Genomic DNA, 14,776 nt, shown 5'->3' on the forward strand with positions numbered 1-14,776 from the left:
GTTAAAGGTCAAGGTTTCTAACTCGTTAAAGGTGGAGTCGTCACACCTCTTGACAGGGGCGTGGCGCGGTTCCCATCATCTGGGGCATCAACCCTGAACTAACACGAGTTAGGCCCGTTGGATGACCGACTCGCACTTCTCCCGCCGCGCACTGCTGCGGTACGGCGCCTACGGCGCGGGTGCCGCCGCGCTGGCCGGCACCGCCGCGAGCTGGGACCGGCTCACGGGAGCCGACATACCCGGCCGTGACGACGGTTCCCTCGTCGTCGCCACCCTCGGCCCGGCCTACGGCCCGGAGGCCATCCGTACGCTCACCGAGGGTTTCAAGAAGGTCCACCCCGACATCAAGCTGCGGATCAACGCGGTCCAGGCCACCGACTGGTCCGACTTCTTCGCCAAGATCCTCACCCAGATCGCGGCGGGCACCGCCCCCGACCTCGTCTACGTCGCCACCGAGGGCGTCCAGCTGTTCGCCCAGCGCCTCGGCGTCGCCCTCGACAAGTGGGTGAAGCGGGACGCGGACGAGCTGCGCGAGTACTTCGCCGACGTCCACCCCTCGCTGGTGGAGTCGATGATGTACGAGGGCAGCCTCTACCAGCTCCCCGTGGAGTTCAACGCCGCCGACATCTACCTCAACGACCAGGTCCTGAAGCGGGCCGGCGCGTCCTTCCCGGCCGCCGACTGGACCCGCGACGACTTCACCACGCTGCTGCGGGACATGAAGAAGTCCAGCGGCTCGCAGTTCACGCCGTACTTCTGGACCAACCGCCTGTGGGGCGGCGTGGTCCCGTGGCTGTTCGCCAACGACACCAACCTGCTGAGCGAGTCCAAGGCGCCGGGCGGCTCCTGGCTGTGGGACTCCTTCTACCCGGCCGCCGACCGGCAGGGCCGCGGCGGCGGCTACCGGTGGACGACCCCGCAGGCCACCCACGAGCGCGTCGAGGAGGCCTACGACTATCTGGCCTCCCTCATCCAGGAGGACCTGTGCACCCGCCCCGAGGGCGGCAACGGCCAGAACCTCATCGGCGTGTTCTCCACCGGCCGCGTCGGCGTCACCCCCGCGGGCGGCTTCTGGGCGGGCGGCCTGAACCTGGCCGGCATGAAGAACGGCAGCTTCGACGTGCAGTACTTCCCGCGCTGGCGCACCCAGCGCATGCAGTTCGGCGCCGCCGGCTACGCCCTGCTGCGCACCTCGAAACTTCAGGACGAGGCCTGGGAGTTCATCAAGTTCGCCTCCCGCAGGGACACCCTGATGCGGCTCTTCGAGACCAACCAGACCACCCCGGCCCGCCGCTCGATGCTCACCGCCGACCGCTACCGGGAGATGGGCCCCAGTCACTGGCAGGTCTTCTACGACACCCTCGACAAGTTCCCCGACACCGGCCCGATCCCCGCCCCGCCGCAGGTCGCCGAGGTCGAGCAGGTGCTGCTCAAGCACACCGGGACCGCCCTCGCCTCGCGCCGCTCGGTGGCCCCCGCGCTGCGCCGGATGCAGTCCGACCTGGAGAAGGCCATGGAGCGTGACGTATGACGAACACCCAGATACCCGCCGTACGGCCGCAGCGGCAGGTGGCCGAAGCCGCGCCCGCGCCCCGGCCGTCGGCCCGCGAGCGCGGGACCCGGCTGCTGGCCGCGCTGTTCCTGGCGCCGACCATCGTCGGCATCGTGATCTTCACGGTCGTCCCGATCGTCGGATCGATCGTGCTGAGCCTCTTCCACTGGAACGTGATCGACTCGCCCACCTTCGCCGGAGCGGCCAACTACCGCGAGATGGTGAACGATTCGACCGTTCTGGTCTCCTTCCGCAACACGCTCGTGTTCATGGTGCTCGCGGTGGCCCTCCAGCTGCTGATCGCACTCACCCTGGCCCTGGCCGTGAACGGGCGCATGCCGGTGTGGCTGCGGTCGGTGTTCCGCTCGGCGTTCTTCTTCCCGCTCATCCTGTCCGCCGCGTCGATCTCGGTGGTGATGAAGTACCTGTTCAACCAGGACTTCGGGCTCGTGAACTGGCTGCTGGGGCTGATCGGGATCGCCCCCGTGCCCTGGCTGACCTCGGAGAACTCTGCGATGGCGGCGGTCATCCTGGTCTATGTCTGGCAGCAGTTCGGCTTCTCGTTCCTGCTGTTCGTCGGCGGCCTGAACAACATCCCGAAGGAGATCCACGAGGCCGCCTCGCTCGACGGCGCGACCGGACTGCGCAAGCACCTCAGCGTCACGCTGCCGCTGCTGTCCCCGACCCTGCTGGTCGCGTCGGTGGTCGGCATCATCAACGCGCTCCAGGTCTTCGAGCAGCCCTACGTCCTGACCAACGGCGGCCCCGGTGACTCCACCCGCACCGTCGTGATGGTCATCTACGAGACCGCGTTCGAGCAGCTGCGCTTCGGTGAGGCGTCCGCGGTGGGCGTGCTGCTGTTCGTGCTCGTCATGGCGGTCACCGCCCTTCAGTTCCGGCTCAGCCGGCGTTTCGTCCACTACCAGTGAGCCGGGTGAACTCACCATGAGCCAAGCGACTTTGACCGCGAGCCGGGCACGGCACACCCTCGCACCCTGGGCCCGCGTCGCCGGCCTCGCCGTCTGCGCCCTGCTGACCCTGGGACCGGTCATCTGGACCGTCTCGACCTCGCTGCGCACCCCGGCGGAGTCCTTCGACCTGCCCCCGAAGATCATTCCGACCAGCCCGACGATCGAGTCGTACCGCGGCGTCTTCGATCAGATCGACGTGTGGCTGCTGGCCCTCAACTCGACCCTGGTGACCGCTCTGATCGCGGTCGGCCAGATGATCACGGCCGGGCTCGCGGGGTACGCGTTCGCCCGCCTGGAGTTCCGCTTCAAGAAGCCGCTGTTCGGTCTGGTCCTGGCGACCATGATGGTCCCCTTGCAGGTCACGATCGTCCCGGTGTTCCTGGTGCTCAAGTCGATGGGTCTGACCGACACGCTGCTCGGCCTGATCATTCCGGCGTTCCCGACCGCCTTCGGCACCTTCCTGATGCGGCAGTACTTCCTCGGCATGCCGAAGGACCTGGGCGAGGCGGCGATGCTGGACGGCTGCGGGCCCTGGCGGACCTTCCGCTCGGTCTACGCCCCGCTGGCCACGCCCGGCCTCGCGATCGTCGGCGTGCTCGCCTTCAACTACCACTGGAACGAGTTCTTCCGGCCGCTGATCCTGGAGACCTCCGGCCAGAACTACACCCTGCCGCTGGGCCTCGTCTCGCTCCAGGGCAACCTCGGCACCGGCTCCATCTCGGTGGTCCTCGCCGGTGTCGTGCTCTCCATGATCCCCGCCGTCGCCGTGTTCGTCGTCGGCCAGCGCCCTCTGCGCGAGGGCATCACGTCCGCAGGAGTCAACCGTTGAACGTCGACCCCGACGCCCCGCGTTTCAGGGTCCGCCCGCCCGCCAACTGGATCAACGACCCGAACGGGCCGTTCCGTTGGCGGGACCGGTACCACCTCTTCTACCAGCACAACCCCGAGGCCCCCGTCCACACGAACGTCCACTGGGGCCATGTCTCCAGCCCCGACCTCGCCCACTGGGAGCACCACCCGATCGCGCTCACCCCGACCCCCGGCGGCCCCGACGAGGCGGGCTGCTGGTCGGGCTGCATGGTCGACGACGACGGCGTGCCGACCGCCGTCTACACCGGCATCGACCGGCACCACACCGGCCTCGGCACGATCTGCCTGGCCCGTTCCGTGGTCCCCGACGACGAGACCCTCACCGACTGGAAGCCGTTGCCGACGCCCGTCGTCAGCGGCCCGCCGGAGGGCCTGGACGTCGTGATGTTCCGCGACCCGTTCGTCTTCCGCGCCGCCGGACGACGCTGGGCCCTGGTCGGTGCGGGCCACGCCGACGGCACGCCCTCGGTCCTGCTCTACGACTGCGACGACCTGGCCGACTGGCGCTTCGCGGGCGTGCTGCTGGACGGCAACGACCCGGTGGCGACGGACGTGTTCGGCGACAAGGCGGTCGGCTGGGAGTGCCCGCAGCTGTTTGCGACGCAGAGCGGAGCGTGGGTGCTGGTGGTGTCCCTGTGGGACGGCGACCCGATGAGCACCGGGTATCTGACGGGCCGTCTGGAACCCGACGGCGACGGCGGACTGACGTTCGCGGCACGCGGCGGCGGTCAACTCGACCACGGGCGTGACTTCTACGCTCCCGCCGTGCTCCAGGAGGAGGACCGGGCCCTGATGTGGGGCTGGTCGTGGGAGTCCCGAACGCAGGACGAGGTCGATCGCGCGGGCTGGGCCGGCACCCTCACCGCGCCCCGGGTCGTGGGCGCCCACCCGGACGGCACGCTGAGCGTCGTACCGGCACCGGAACTCCACCTGCTGCGCGCACCCGAGCCGTTCATCACCGCGCCGGACGGACGGACCCCGCTGCCGCGGTCGTACGACCTGACGGTCACCGCCCGCACCCGGACGACCGTGGGGCTGCTGCGGTCCGCGGACGGCGGCCCGGAACTGACCGTCGTCCTCGATCCGGACGCGGGCACGGTGACCGTGGACCGCGGCACGGGAGGCCGGGCGCCGGTCGTGGTGCGGGCGCCCGCACGGCAGGTGCGTGTTCTCGTCGACGGGTCCCTGCTCGAGGTGTTCGTCGACGACCGGGCGACGGTCACCGAACGGGTCTACCGGCGCGACGGCGACGTAGCAGAACTCACCGTGTCGGGAGCGGGGGCCACCGTCACCGGATGGGAGCAGGTCCCACCGACGCACGGCTGATCACCGGGCACGCGAGACGCCGTACCGTCGCGGGCGGCGTCTTGCCCGTGTCGATCGCGTCGAGGAGCAGCCGCGTCGCCGCCTCGCCCATCGCCCGGTGCGGCAGCGCGACCGTGGTCAGGGGCGGGGACAGATGAGCGGCCATGTGCTCCTGGTCGTCGTAGCCGACCACGGACAGGTCTTCGGGGACGGACAGCCCGAGCCGGGTCGCGGCGTGCAGGACGCCCGCCGCGACCCGGTCGTTGTAGCAGAAGATCCCGGTGGGGCGGCGGTCGGCGGGCACCCCGTCGAGCAGCTTGAGCGCGCCCTCGTGGCCGCCGGAGATCTCGCCGCCCGTCCGCACGACCCACTCCTTCGGGACGGTGATCCCCTCGGCGCGCAGGGCGTCCCGGAAGCCGCGCAGGCGTTCGACGGAGGCGATGTCGTCGAGGCCGCCGACATGGGCGATCCTGCGGTGCCCCTCGTCGAGGAGCAACCGGGCCGCCGTACGGCCTCCCGCGCGCTCGGCGGGGATGACGGCGGGCAGGGAGTCGTCCTCGGGGACGCAGTTGGCGAGCACGGAATGGGTGCGGTGCAGACCCTCCGGGACCCGGACCCGGCGCAGCGAGAAGGCCGCGTAGATGATGCCGTCCACGCGCCGGTCGAGGAGCTCGGCGACCGCCGCGTCCTCCTTGGCCGGGTCGCCGCCGGAGTCGACGGTCAGGACGAGGTGCTCGCTGTCCCAGGCCGTCTCCATGGCACCGCGCAGCAGCCGGCCCGCGAACGGCGAGGAGGCGATCTCGTCGGTCACCAGGCCGATCACGGCCGTACGGCGGCGGCGCAGGCCGCGGGCGACGGGGTCCGGGCGGTAGCCGAGCTGGGCGGCGGCCTGGCGGATGCGCTCCTGGGTGGCGGGCGAGAGGTTGCCCTCGGCGCGGCCGTTGAACACGAAGGACACCGCGGTGTGCGAGACGCCGGCGAGCCGCGCCACATCCCGTGACGTGGGGCGTTGCTTGCCCGTCGGCTGCTGTTCCTCGGTGCTGCCCATGCCGTCCGCTGTCATCGTCCCCGCCGTCCGCTTGATCACCGCTCACCCTATCCGTGACGCTGGAGGGAGGACACGGTCGAGGGAAAGGTCCGGCAGTGAGCAACCACCCGGTACACACACTCAACGACGGCACGCGCTTCCCGGCGATCGGCCTGGGCACCTGGCCCCTGGACGACGCGGACGCGGAACGGGCGGTGACCGAGGCCCTGCGCCTGGGCTACCGCCTGGTCGACACGGCGACGAATTACCGCAACGAGGCCGGAGTCGGCCTCGGCGTCGCCCGCAGCGGGGTACCGCGCGAGGAGGTCGTGGTGACCACGAAGCTCCCGGGCCGCCACCATGGCTACGAGGAGACCCTGGCCTCCTTCGAGGAGTCCCGCCGCCGGCTCGGCCTGGACTACGTCGACCTGTACCTCATCCACTGGCCGCTCCCCCGCGTCGACAAGTACGTGGACTCCTGGCGCGCCATGATCAAGCTGCGCGAGGACGGTCTCGTGCGGTCGATCGGGGTCTCCAACTTCACCTCCGAGCACATCGAGCGGCTGGAGAAGGAGACGGGCGTACTGCCGTCCGTCAACCAGATCGAGCTGCACCCGCACTTCCCGCAGGAGGAGCTGCGCGCCTTCCACGCCGCGAAGGGCATCGTCACCGAGAGCTGGAGTCCGCTCGGCCGCCGTGCCGAGCTGCAGGAAGACCCGGTGATCGCCGGCATCGCCGAGGCGCACGGGGTGACGCCGGGCCAGGTGGTCCTGCGCTGGCACACCCAGCTCGGCGCGGTACCCATCCCGAAGTCGTCCGACCCCGGGCGGCAGCGCGCGAACCTCGACGTCTTCGGCTTCGAGCTGGACCCGGACCAGCTGGCCGCGATCGCCGACCGGGAACACCGGCGGCAGGGCGGCGATCCGGAGACGCACGAGGAGTTCTGAGCGCAGGGGGTACCCGGTGCGACCACTGGTACCAGGTACTCCGTGCGCCCGTACGGAAGGAGTCGCGGATGGCTGAGCGGGACCCGCTGCGGGACTACCACGGCAAGAGGGACTTCGGCCGGACCGGTGAGCCGCGGGGGCAGCAGGCGCCCGCGGGGGACGCACCCCGGTTCGTCGTGCAGATCCATGACGCGAGCACCCTGCACTTCGACTTCCGGCTGCAGGTGGGCGACGTGCTGAAGTCCTGGTCGGTGCCCAAGGGGCCGTCCGGCGATCCCCGGGACAAGCGGCTCGCCGTGCCGACCGAGGACCATCCGCTGGAGTACGAGGAGTACGAAGGGGTGATCCCGCGGGGCGAGTACGGCGGCGGGACGGTGATCGTGTGGGACCGCGGGACCTACGAGCCGCTCAGCCACGACCGGAAGGGGCGGCCCGTCGACTTCGCTCAGTCGCTGGAACACGGGCACGCCACCTTCCGTCTGCACGGGGAGAAGCTGCGCGGCGAGTACGCGCTCACCCGGTTCCGCACCGGGAAGGACGAGTCCTGGCTCCTGGTGAAGGGCTCCGCGGATCACGCACGGCGGCAGGGCACGCCCGATCCGCGGCGCGCCCGTTCGGTCCGCTCCGGCCGGACGCTCGCCCAGGTCGCCGGGAACGGCTCATGACAGTCTGTTGAATCCGCCCCCGACTGCCCACCTATGCCTCTATGTTCGCAGCGGTAGATCGTCCGCCCGAGCACCTGGAGGCCCCGTATGCGCACCCAGCTCCGCGTCGCCACAGCCGGGACGCTGGCCCTGGTCACCGCCCTCGCCGCCGGCACCGCCGCCCACGCGACCCCGCCGGGGCCCGGGGTCACCACGAGGCTGATCGCCCAGAAGACCGTGGGCGGCACCGACTACACCCTCCGGGAGATCACGGTGCCGCCCGGCCAGGCGACCGGATGGCACTATCACGACGGCACCGTCTACGGGTACGTGAAGCAGGGCACGCTCACGCACTACCACTCCGACTGCGCCGTCGACGGCGTCTACCCGCAGGGCACCGTCGTGCGCGAGCCGGGCGGGCCGAGCGACGTCCACCTCGGGCGCAACCTCGGCGACACCCCGCTGGTCCTGGAGGTGCTGTACGTGCTGCCGCACGGCTCGCCGTTCTCCGAGGACGTGCCGAACCCGGGCTGCCCCTTCGAGTGAGGGACCCTGCCGTCAGGCCGGGGGCAGCGGCTGTTCGGCCCAGATCGTCTTGCCGGAGCCGGTCTGCCGGCTGCCCCAGCGCTGGGTGAGCTGGGCGACCAGCAGCAGGCCGCGCCCGCCCTCGTCGTAGGCGTGCGCGCGGCGCAGGTGCGGCGAGGTGGAACTGCCGTCGGAGACCTCGCAGATGAGGGTCCGGTCGCGGATCAGCCGGAGCTGGACGGGCGGTTCGCCGTACCGGATGGCGTTGGTGACGAGTTCGCTCACGACGAGTTCCGTGACGAAGGCCGCCTCGTCCAGTCCCCAGGCGGTCAGTTGCTCGGTGGCGGCCTGCCGGGCCTGGGCCACATGGGCCGGGTCGGGCGGGATGTCCCAGGTGGCGACGCGGTCGGCGCCGAGCGCCCGGGTGCGGGCCAGCAGCAGGGCCACGTCGTCGCTGGGCTCCTCCGGCAGGACGGCCTTCAGGACGGAGTCGCACAGCGCGTCGAGGGAGCTGGCGGGCGCGGTCAGGGCCCGGCACAGTTCGCTCGTCGTGTGGTCGATGTCGCGGTCGCGGTCCTCGACGAGGCCGTCGGTGTAGAGGGCGACGATCGCGCCCTCGGGGAGTTCCACCTCACCGGCCTCGAAGGGCAGGCCGCCCACGCCGAGCGGGGGTCCCGCGATCATGGGGACGCATTCCGAGGTGCCGTCCGGCAGCACGAGGGCGGGCGGCGGATGGCCGGCGGCGGCGAAGGTCAGACGCCTCGAGACGGGGTCGTAGACGGCGTAGAGACAGGTCGCGCCGAGCTCCGCCACCTCGTCGTCGCTGTCGTCGGCGGCCAGGTGGGTGACCAGGTCGTCGAGGTGGGTGAGGAGCTCGTCGGGCGGCAGGTCGACGTCGGCGAGGGTACGGACGGCCGTGCACAGGCGGCCCATCGTCGCCGAGGAGGAGATGCCGTGGCCGACCACGTCACCGACGACGAGGGCGACGCGGCCGCCGGAGAGCGGGATCACGTCGAACCAGTCGCCGCCGATGCCGGCCAGGGAGCCGGACGGGAGATAGCGGTGGGCGACCTCGACGGCGGCCTGTCCGGGCAGGCCCTTGGGCAGCAGGCTGTTCTGCAGGGCCAGCGCGGTGGTGCGCTCCCTGGCGAAGCGGCGGGCGTTGTCGATGCAGACGGCGGCCCGGCTGGCGAGTTCCTCGGCGAACACGGCGTCGTCGGGGACGTAGTCGTCGGGCTGGCCGATGCGGACGGCGACCGCCACTCCGAGCGTGGTGCCGCGCGCTCGCAGGGGCACCGCCATCATCGAGTGGGCGCCGATGCGGTGGCGCTGTCCGGCGGGGGCGCGTGCGTTGCGCTCCGCGACCCACCGGGTGAACGCGGGCTCGCCCGCCTGGCTGAGGACGGGCCGGCCTTCCCGTATCGCCCGGGCGGGCGGTGAGAACGCGGGATAGAAGTCGATCTCGCCCAGGTGGACGGCCGCTTCGGGGGTGCCCTCGGTGCAGGAGCCATGCGCGACGCGGCGCAGCGCGACCTCCGTGTCGGTCGGCTCCGGCCCTTCCTCCGCCCCGAGGACCCAGTCGAACAGGTCGACGCTGGCGAAGTCGGCGAACCGGGGCACCACGACCCCCATGAGTTCCTCCGCCGTGCGCACGAGGTCCAGGGTGGTGCCGATGGCGGCGGCCGCCTCGTTCAGCAGGGCCAGCCGCTGGCGGGCCCAGTACTGCTCGGTGTTGTCGAAGGCCGCCATGCCGGTTCCGACGATCTGGCCGTCGGCGTCCCGGACCGGCCACATCTCGGTGGTCCAGGCGTGCTCCCGGTTGGAGGACGGCGCGTGCGCGTAGCTCTCGTAGCGGGTCGGCCTGCCCGTCTCGACGACCTGCTCGAGATGCCGCAGAAATCCGCGGTTGTAGCCGACGTCCTGGACGGTGTCCATGAAGTACCGGCCCAGCAGGGTCTCGGCAGGGACCCCCATGACCTGGCAGGAAGCGTCGTTGAGCCGCAGATAGCGCTGGCCGGTGTCGAACACGGACAGCGACACGGAGGCCTGCTGGAAGGCCCGCTCCGCCAGGGAGGGCTCGCGTTCCCCGGGCGGCGCGGCGGTGATCACGTATCCGCCGGGGCCGCCGCCCTCGCCCAGCACGGGGCACGCCGTGACGTGCAGGGCGACGGACGATCCGTCGCGGTGCCGCAGGACGACGGGGCCGGCCAGTGTGGCCATGGCTTCGGGCGGCGGGTCCTCGGCGAGCAGCTCACGCACCGGCCGCCCCACGGCCTCCTCGGCCGGGTAGCCGGTCACTCGCCGGGCACCGTCGCTCCACCCCGTCACCGTGCCGCGGGCGTCGATGATCGCCACGGCGGAGGCGTGCTCCATATCGTCCAGGATGGTCCTTTTGCCACACGGCAACAACCGCGGTGGGGCCTTGGGGACCCGGGCGTCACTTCCGGGGCGGTGCGGAGGCGGGCGCCTCCCGCCCCGGTTCGGACGCGCGCGTCACTTCTGGTGGGCCCGCAACGCGGCCAGCGCCTTGTCCGCGTGGGTGTTCATCCGCAGCTCACTGCGCACGACCTCCAGCACGGTGCGGTCCTGCCCTATGACGAAGGTGACCCGCTTGGTGGGTGCCAGCGAGAAGCCGCGGGCCACGCCGAACCGCTCCCGGATGGTCCCGTCCGCGTCGGACAGCAGCGGCATGCCGAGCGAGTGGGCGCCCGCGAACTCCTGCTGGCGCTCCACGGAGTCCCCGCTGATGCCGACGGGGCGGGCGCCGGCCGCGGCGAACTCGGCGGCCAGGTCGCGGAAGTGGCAGGCCTCCGCGGTGCAGCCGGGGGTCATCGCGGCCGGGTAGAAGAACAGCACGACGGGCCCGTCCGCCAGCAGCGAGGTCAGGCTGCGGGGCGTGCCGGTCTCGTCCGGCAGCTCGAAGTCCTCGATCGTGTCACCGACCGCTATCACCTTGCTCATGCCCGGCCCTTTCCGTTGTTCGCGACGTTGCGTGCCCACAGCACGAGGGGAAGTTGCAGGGGCAGCCGTCCCAGGGCGGCGGCTTTCTGCGGGGCGGGGCGGTCGCGCCAGTCGACGGCCATCTTCACGTTGGCGGGGAAGACCCCGACGAAGAACGCGGCCGTGGCGAGCGCGGCGGTGCGCCGGGTCCGCGGCAGTGCCACCCCGGCGGCCAGCGCCAGTTCCACGGCGCCGCTGGCGTACGTCCAGGTCCGCGGCGTGCCCGGCAGGGCGCGGGGGACGAGGGCGTCGAACTGGCGGGGGTTGGCGAAGTGGGCGACGCCCGCTGTGGCCAGCAGGCCGGCGAGCAGCAGGGGTGAGCGTTGGGACCGCGGCACGGTTCCTCCTATGGGGGGTCTGCCGCGGGATATTACTGGACCGTACAAGCAGCTCGTACGGCGGCCTCTTGCCCTACGGGGAGCGCCGGTTGCGGGTCCGGGCGGGTGGCCGGAGGAGCTGCCGGAGACGTCGACAGAAGGCGCTCGTGGAGGGCCGGCCGCAGCGGTGGGCGGCGGCCTCGCGCGTTCCGGTCAGCGTTCCGGCGTCACCGGTGCCAGCCACATCCCCACGACCGCGTCCACGAGACCGGAGGCGGCCGCCTGCCAACTGGTGCGCGGGGTGGGGATGCTGTCGGCCAGGGCGCGCTCGCGCTCGGCGGAGACGTGCAGGATCAGATGGCGGGCCATCTCCCCGCGTTCGGCGCGGACTTCGACGGGAAGCTCGGGCAGACAGCGCCTGAGCCCCTCGACGATCTGCCGCATGGACGGCGAGGTGAGGGACTCCTCGACCATGATCTGGTGGAGGGCCGGGTCGGTGGCGACCTGGGCGCAGAACCGCGCATACCAGGTGGGGCTGCCGAGCGCGGCCAGGTGTTCGGGGACGGGGCGTACCAGGCAGTCCACCCAGTCCCGTACGTCCGTGGAGTCGCCGATCCCGGCCAGCAGCCGGGCGCGGATCTCCTCGATGCGCGCGGCGTGCTTGCGGATGATGGCGCGGACCAGGTCGGCCTTGGTGCCGAAGTGATAGCCGACGGCGGTGTTGTTGCCCTGTCCGGCGGCCTCGCCGACCTGGCGGTTGGAGACGGCGTAGACGCCGCGCTCGGCGAACAGCCGCTCGGCCGCCGTCAGGATCAGCTCCCGGGTCGCGCTGACCTGCTCCGCCCGTACCGCCCTGCCTGCCGCCATCGTCGCCTTCCGTTCGCCGTGCCGGCGTTCCGCCGTGCTGTCGTGCCGCGGGGGAAGCCTACGCAACGGCACGTCAGAGAGGCCTCAGCGGTCTCGCGTCCGCAGCGGGTGGCCCCCGCCCCGAGCGAGACGACGCCCGTGCGGGGCGTGCTTCCCGGCGACGACGTCCACGACCAGGGCACTCCGTGTCCGGGCGCGTCCCCGCGTCGGCCGGTTCCGGTCTGGATGATGGTCCCGAGCACCCCGACCGGAGAGCGCGATGAGCATCCCCTGGCAGCGTCATGCGGACGAGCACGCCCGCACCGTCGACGCGATGACGGCGGCCCTGCTTTTCGCGTGCGTCCTGCCCGCCGGCGAGATCCGCCTGCCGCTGCTCCCCACCGCGACCACCGTCCCCTCCGCCCCACACGCCCCCTCCGCACCGGAACCGGAAGAACGGACCCCATGACCATCCGCGTACTCCTCGCCGACGACCAGGCCCTGCTGCGGGCCACCTTCCGGATCCTCGTCGACTCCTGCCACGACATGGAGGTGGTCGGCGAGGCCGCCGACGGCGCCGAGGCCGTCCGGCTGGCCCGTACCCACCGTCCCGACCTGGTCCTGATGGACATCCGGATGCCCGGCACCGACGGCCTCGCCGCCACGTCCGCCATCTGCGCCGATCCCGAGCTGAGGGACACCCGGGTGCTGATCCTCACGACGTTCGAGATCGACGAGTACGTGGCGCGGGCGCTGCGGGCCGGGGCGAGCGGGTTCCTCGGCAAGGACGTCACGGCGGACGCGCTGCTGGCGGGCGTGCGGACGGTTGCTGCGGGCGAGTCCCTGCTGTCGCCGCTCGCCACCCGCACGGTGATCAGCCGGTTCCTCGCCGCCCCGGCCCCGGGCAGCCCGGCGGCGATGCCGGGGGACCTGGCCCCGCTCACCGCGAGGGAGCGCGAGGTGATGGCGCGGGTGGCCGAGGGGCGCTCCAACGAGGAGATCGCCGAGCTGTTGGCCGTCAGTCCGCTGACGGTGCGCACCCATGTGCACCGCGCGATGACCAAGCTGGGCGCCCGGGACCGCGCCCAACTCGTCGTCATGGCCTACCAGTCGGGGCTGGTGCAGATCGCCCCGTCCAGCTGACTCAGCCCTCGGGGAGGCCGTCCGTTCGCCTCAGCCGCCAGCCCTCGGTGCGGCCGCGATCCGCCTCAGCTCTCCGCGAGGGTGTCCAGCCACTGCTGGAGCAGCGCCGACTCCGCCGCGGTGAACGTCTTCGGCGGGGCGGCGCGCAGCCGGGCCGCGAGGGTCGCGGCGGCGACCGGGACGCCGTCCCCCGGTTCCGGTGCCGCCGAGCGGGTCAACGAGTCGATCACCGCGTCGCGCAGCCGCGTCGAGAAGCCCGGGTCCGGGTACTGCTCGGGCCGGGTGAGCAACGACAGGGCCGCGCCGACGTTGGCGGACATGATCACCTGCGTGGCGACGGCGGGCGGGACGGTGAGGCGTCCGGCCGCGGCGCAGCGTTCGAGGATCGCGTGCAGCAGGGCGTGGGCCTCGCGCGCCGCGGCGGGCGGGACGGTCAGCTCGGGCGAGTACATCAGCCGGTAGTGGTGGGGGTGGTCGAGCGCGAAGCGCATGTGGTTGTCCCAGCCGCTCCTGAGGTCGGCGACGGGGTCGTCCCCGGGCCGGGCCGCCCGCTTGGAGGCGAGGTACTGCTCGAAGCCCCGGTCCACCACGGCGGCCAGCAGTCCGGCCTTGTCGCCGAAGAGCCGGTAGAGCATCGGCGCCCCGACCCCGGCAGCCTCGCACACGGCCCGCGTCGAGACCTCGCCGGCCGGCGACTCGGCCAGCAGCTTCGCGGCGGCTTCCAGGATCTTTTCCCTCGCGTCCATGGGTGCACGGTACGCCATTCGTAGCGGTGATACGAAGGGGGAATAGCATCGCTACGATCCCGTGTTATCGTCGTTACGAAATGAACGTAGCGCCGCTAACTCATGAGGGAGCCATCATGACCACCCACACCGAACCCGGCACCGGACAGCGCGTCGCGATCGTGACCGGCGGCTCGCGCGGCATCGGACGGCAGGTCGCCCGGCAGCTCGCCGCCGACGGTTTCGCCGTCGTGGTCGGCTACGCGGGCAGCAAGGACGCGGCCGACGAGGTCGTGCGTGAGATCGAGGCCGAGGGCGGCAGCGCCTTCGCCGCCCGCGCGGACGTCGGCGACGAGACCGAGGTCGCCGCGCTGTTCGACCAGGCCGAGACGGTGTACGGCGGCGTCGACGCCGTGGTGCACGCGGCGGGCCGGATGCCGCTGGCCCCGATCGCGGAGCTGGACCTCGCCGACCTCGACGCGCTGTACCGCACGAACATCCGCGGCACGTTCGCCGTCGACCAGCAGGCCGCCCGCCGGCTCCGCCCGGGCGGGGCGCTGGTGAACGTCTCGTCCTCGGTCGTCGGCCTCGCCTTCCCCGGCTACGGCGCGTACGCCGCGAGCAAGGGCGCGGTCGAGGCGCTGACGCTGATCCTCGCGCGCGAGCTGCGCGGCCGTGACGTGACGGTCAACGCCGTGGCCCCCGGCCCGACCGCCACCGACCTCTTCCTGAACGGCAAGGACGAGGAGACGGTGGCCCGGCTGGCCGCGCAGCCCCCGCTGGAGCGGCTCGGCACCCCGCAGGACATCGCCGCCGTGGTGTCGTTCCTGACCGGCCCCGGCGGCCGCTGGGTCAACGGGCAGGTGCTGCGGGCCAACGGCGGCATCATCTGAGGCGGCGCCCC

The 14,776-nt window shown here is 72.1% G+C and carries 16 protein-coding genes; 10 read left to right on the forward strand and 6 right to left on the reverse strand.

Annotated elements, in window-relative coordinates; translation table 11 throughout:
• Nucleotides 1-121: 121 nt before the first annotated feature.
• From ACFUO4_RS45325 to ACFUO4_RS45340, 4 genes are read left to right on the forward strand one after another with little or no spacing between them, the layout of a single operon-like run.
• Nucleotides 122-1,531 carry an extracellular solute-binding protein gene (locus ACFUO4_RS45325; RefSeq protein ID WP_383497089.1) on the forward strand — a complete coding sequence of 470 codons (1,410 nt, stop codon included), beginning with the start codon at nucleotides 122-124 and terminating at the stop codon, nucleotides 1,529-1,531.
• Nucleotides 1,528-2,481 carry a carbohydrate ABC transporter permease gene (locus tag ACFUO4_RS45330; RefSeq protein ID WP_383497091.1) on the forward strand — a complete coding sequence of 318 codons (954 nt, stop codon included), beginning with the start codon at nucleotides 1,528-1,530 and terminating at the stop codon, nucleotides 2,479-2,481. The genes ACFUO4_RS45325 and ACFUO4_RS45330 overlap by 4 nt, the downstream gene beginning before the upstream one ends.
• 16 nt (nucleotides 2,482-2,497) lie before the next feature.
• Nucleotides 2,498-3,352, forward strand: coding sequence for a carbohydrate ABC transporter permease (locus tag ACFUO4_RS45335; protein WP_383497094.1), 855 nt, complete (start codon nucleotides 2,498-2,500; stop codon nucleotides 3,350-3,352).
• Entirely contained in the window at nucleotides 3,349-4,719 is a 1,371-nt protein-coding gene (locus tag ACFUO4_RS45340) for a glycoside hydrolase family 32 protein (protein WP_383497097.1), read from the forward strand. The genes ACFUO4_RS45335 and ACFUO4_RS45340 overlap by 4 nt, the downstream gene beginning before the upstream one ends.
• Here the strand turns inward: ACFUO4_RS45340 and ACFUO4_RS45345 are convergent.
• On the reverse strand, nucleotides 4,682-5,746 hold the full coding sequence (locus tag ACFUO4_RS45345; RefSeq protein WP_383497179.1) for a LacI family DNA-binding transcriptional regulator: 1,065 nt from the start codon (nucleotides 5,744-5,746) through the stop codon (nucleotides 4,682-4,684). The genes ACFUO4_RS45340 and ACFUO4_RS45345 overlap by 38 nt on opposite strands.
• A gap of 95 nt (nucleotides 5,747-5,841) precedes the next feature.
• On the opposite strand from ACFUO4_RS45345, the gene ACFUO4_RS45350 reads away from it, so the two are divergent.
• The 3 genes from ACFUO4_RS45350 (at nucleotide 5,842) to ACFUO4_RS45360 (ending at nucleotide 7,862) form a co-directional block, all read left to right on the forward strand.
• The gene (locus ACFUO4_RS45350; RefSeq protein WP_383497100.1) at nucleotides 5,842-6,672 is read left to right on the forward strand and encodes an aldo/keto reductase; all 831 of its coding nucleotides are present in this window, start codon (nucleotides 5,842-5,844) and stop codon (nucleotides 6,670-6,672) included.
• Between the two features lie 68 nt (nucleotides 6,673-6,740).
• A complete protein-coding gene (locus tag ACFUO4_RS45355; RefSeq protein ID WP_383497102.1) occupies nucleotides 6,741-7,337 on the forward strand; it encodes a DNA polymerase ligase N-terminal domain-containing protein in 597 nt (198 codons plus the stop codon).
• Between the two features lie 87 nt (nucleotides 7,338-7,424).
• Nucleotides 7,425-7,862 carry a cupin domain-containing protein gene (locus tag ACFUO4_RS45360; RefSeq protein ID WP_383497105.1) on the forward strand — a complete coding sequence of 146 codons (438 nt, stop codon included), beginning with the start codon at nucleotides 7,425-7,427 and terminating at the stop codon, nucleotides 7,860-7,862.
• A gap of 12 nt (nucleotides 7,863-7,874) precedes the next feature.
• Here the strand turns inward: ACFUO4_RS45360 and ACFUO4_RS45365 are convergent, their stop codons facing one another.
• The 4 genes from ACFUO4_RS45365 to ACFUO4_RS45380 all read right to left on the reverse strand — a co-directional run bounded on the left by ACFUO4_RS45365 (nucleotide 7,875) and on the right by ACFUO4_RS45380 (nucleotide 12,025).
• Nucleotides 7,875-10,214 carry a SpoIIE family protein phosphatase gene (locus tag ACFUO4_RS45365; RefSeq protein WP_383497108.1) on the reverse strand — a complete coding sequence of 780 codons (2,340 nt, stop codon included), beginning with the start codon at nucleotides 10,212-10,214 and terminating at the stop codon, nucleotides 7,875-7,877.
• A 120-nt stretch (nucleotides 10,215-10,334) separates the two neighbouring features.
• Nucleotides 10,335-10,802 (reverse strand): peroxiredoxin, encoded by a 468-nt coding sequence (locus ACFUO4_RS45370; protein WP_383497111.1) that lies wholly within the window; start codon nucleotides 10,800-10,802, stop codon nucleotides 10,335-10,337.
• Nucleotides 10,799-11,179, reverse strand: a complete 381-nt coding sequence (locus ACFUO4_RS45375) for a MauE/DoxX family redox-associated membrane protein (protein ID WP_383497114.1) — start codon at nucleotides 11,177-11,179, stop codon at nucleotides 10,799-10,801. The genes ACFUO4_RS45370 and ACFUO4_RS45375 overlap by 4 nt, the downstream gene beginning before the upstream one ends.
• Nucleotides 11,180-11,371: 192 nt before the next feature.
• The gene (locus ACFUO4_RS45380) at nucleotides 11,372-12,025 is read right to left on the reverse strand and encodes a TetR/AcrR family transcriptional regulator (protein WP_383497117.1); all 654 of its coding nucleotides are present in this window, start codon (nucleotides 12,023-12,025) and stop codon (nucleotides 11,372-11,374) included.
• A gap of 259 nt (nucleotides 12,026-12,284) precedes the next feature.
• On the opposite strand from ACFUO4_RS45380, the gene ACFUO4_RS45385 reads away from it, so the two are divergent.
• Together ACFUO4_RS45385 and ACFUO4_RS45390 are read left to right on the forward strand one after the other, a co-directional pair.
• Nucleotides 12,285-12,473, forward strand: a complete 189-nt coding sequence (locus ACFUO4_RS45385) for a hypothetical protein (RefSeq protein ID WP_383497120.1) — start codon at nucleotides 12,285-12,287, stop codon at nucleotides 12,471-12,473.
• Entirely contained in the window at nucleotides 12,470-13,147 is a 678-nt protein-coding gene (locus tag ACFUO4_RS45390; protein WP_383497122.1) for a response regulator, read from the forward strand. The genes ACFUO4_RS45385 and ACFUO4_RS45390 overlap by 4 nt, the downstream gene beginning before the upstream one ends.
• A gap of 65 nt (nucleotides 13,148-13,212) precedes the next feature.
• Here ACFUO4_RS45390 and ACFUO4_RS45395 read toward each other — a convergent pair whose 3' ends face one another.
• The gene (locus tag ACFUO4_RS45395; protein ID WP_383497125.1) at nucleotides 13,213-13,893 is read right to left on the reverse strand and encodes a TetR/AcrR family transcriptional regulator; all 681 of its coding nucleotides are present in this window, start codon (nucleotides 13,891-13,893) and stop codon (nucleotides 13,213-13,215) included.
• A gap of 116 nt (nucleotides 13,894-14,009) precedes the next feature.
• Between ACFUO4_RS45395 and ACFUO4_RS45400 the strand changes: the two genes are divergently transcribed.
• Nucleotides 14,010-14,765, forward strand: coding sequence for an SDR family oxidoreductase (locus tag ACFUO4_RS45400; RefSeq protein WP_383497128.1), 756 nt, complete (start codon nucleotides 14,010-14,012; stop codon nucleotides 14,763-14,765).
• Nucleotides 14,766-14,776: the final 11 nt, after the last annotated feature.

The sequence above is a fragment of the Streptomyces sp. NPDC057280 genome (genome assembly GCF_042668605.1).
Taxonomy (GTDB): Bacteria; Actinomycetota; Actinomycetes; order Streptomycetales; family Streptomycetaceae; genus Streptomyces.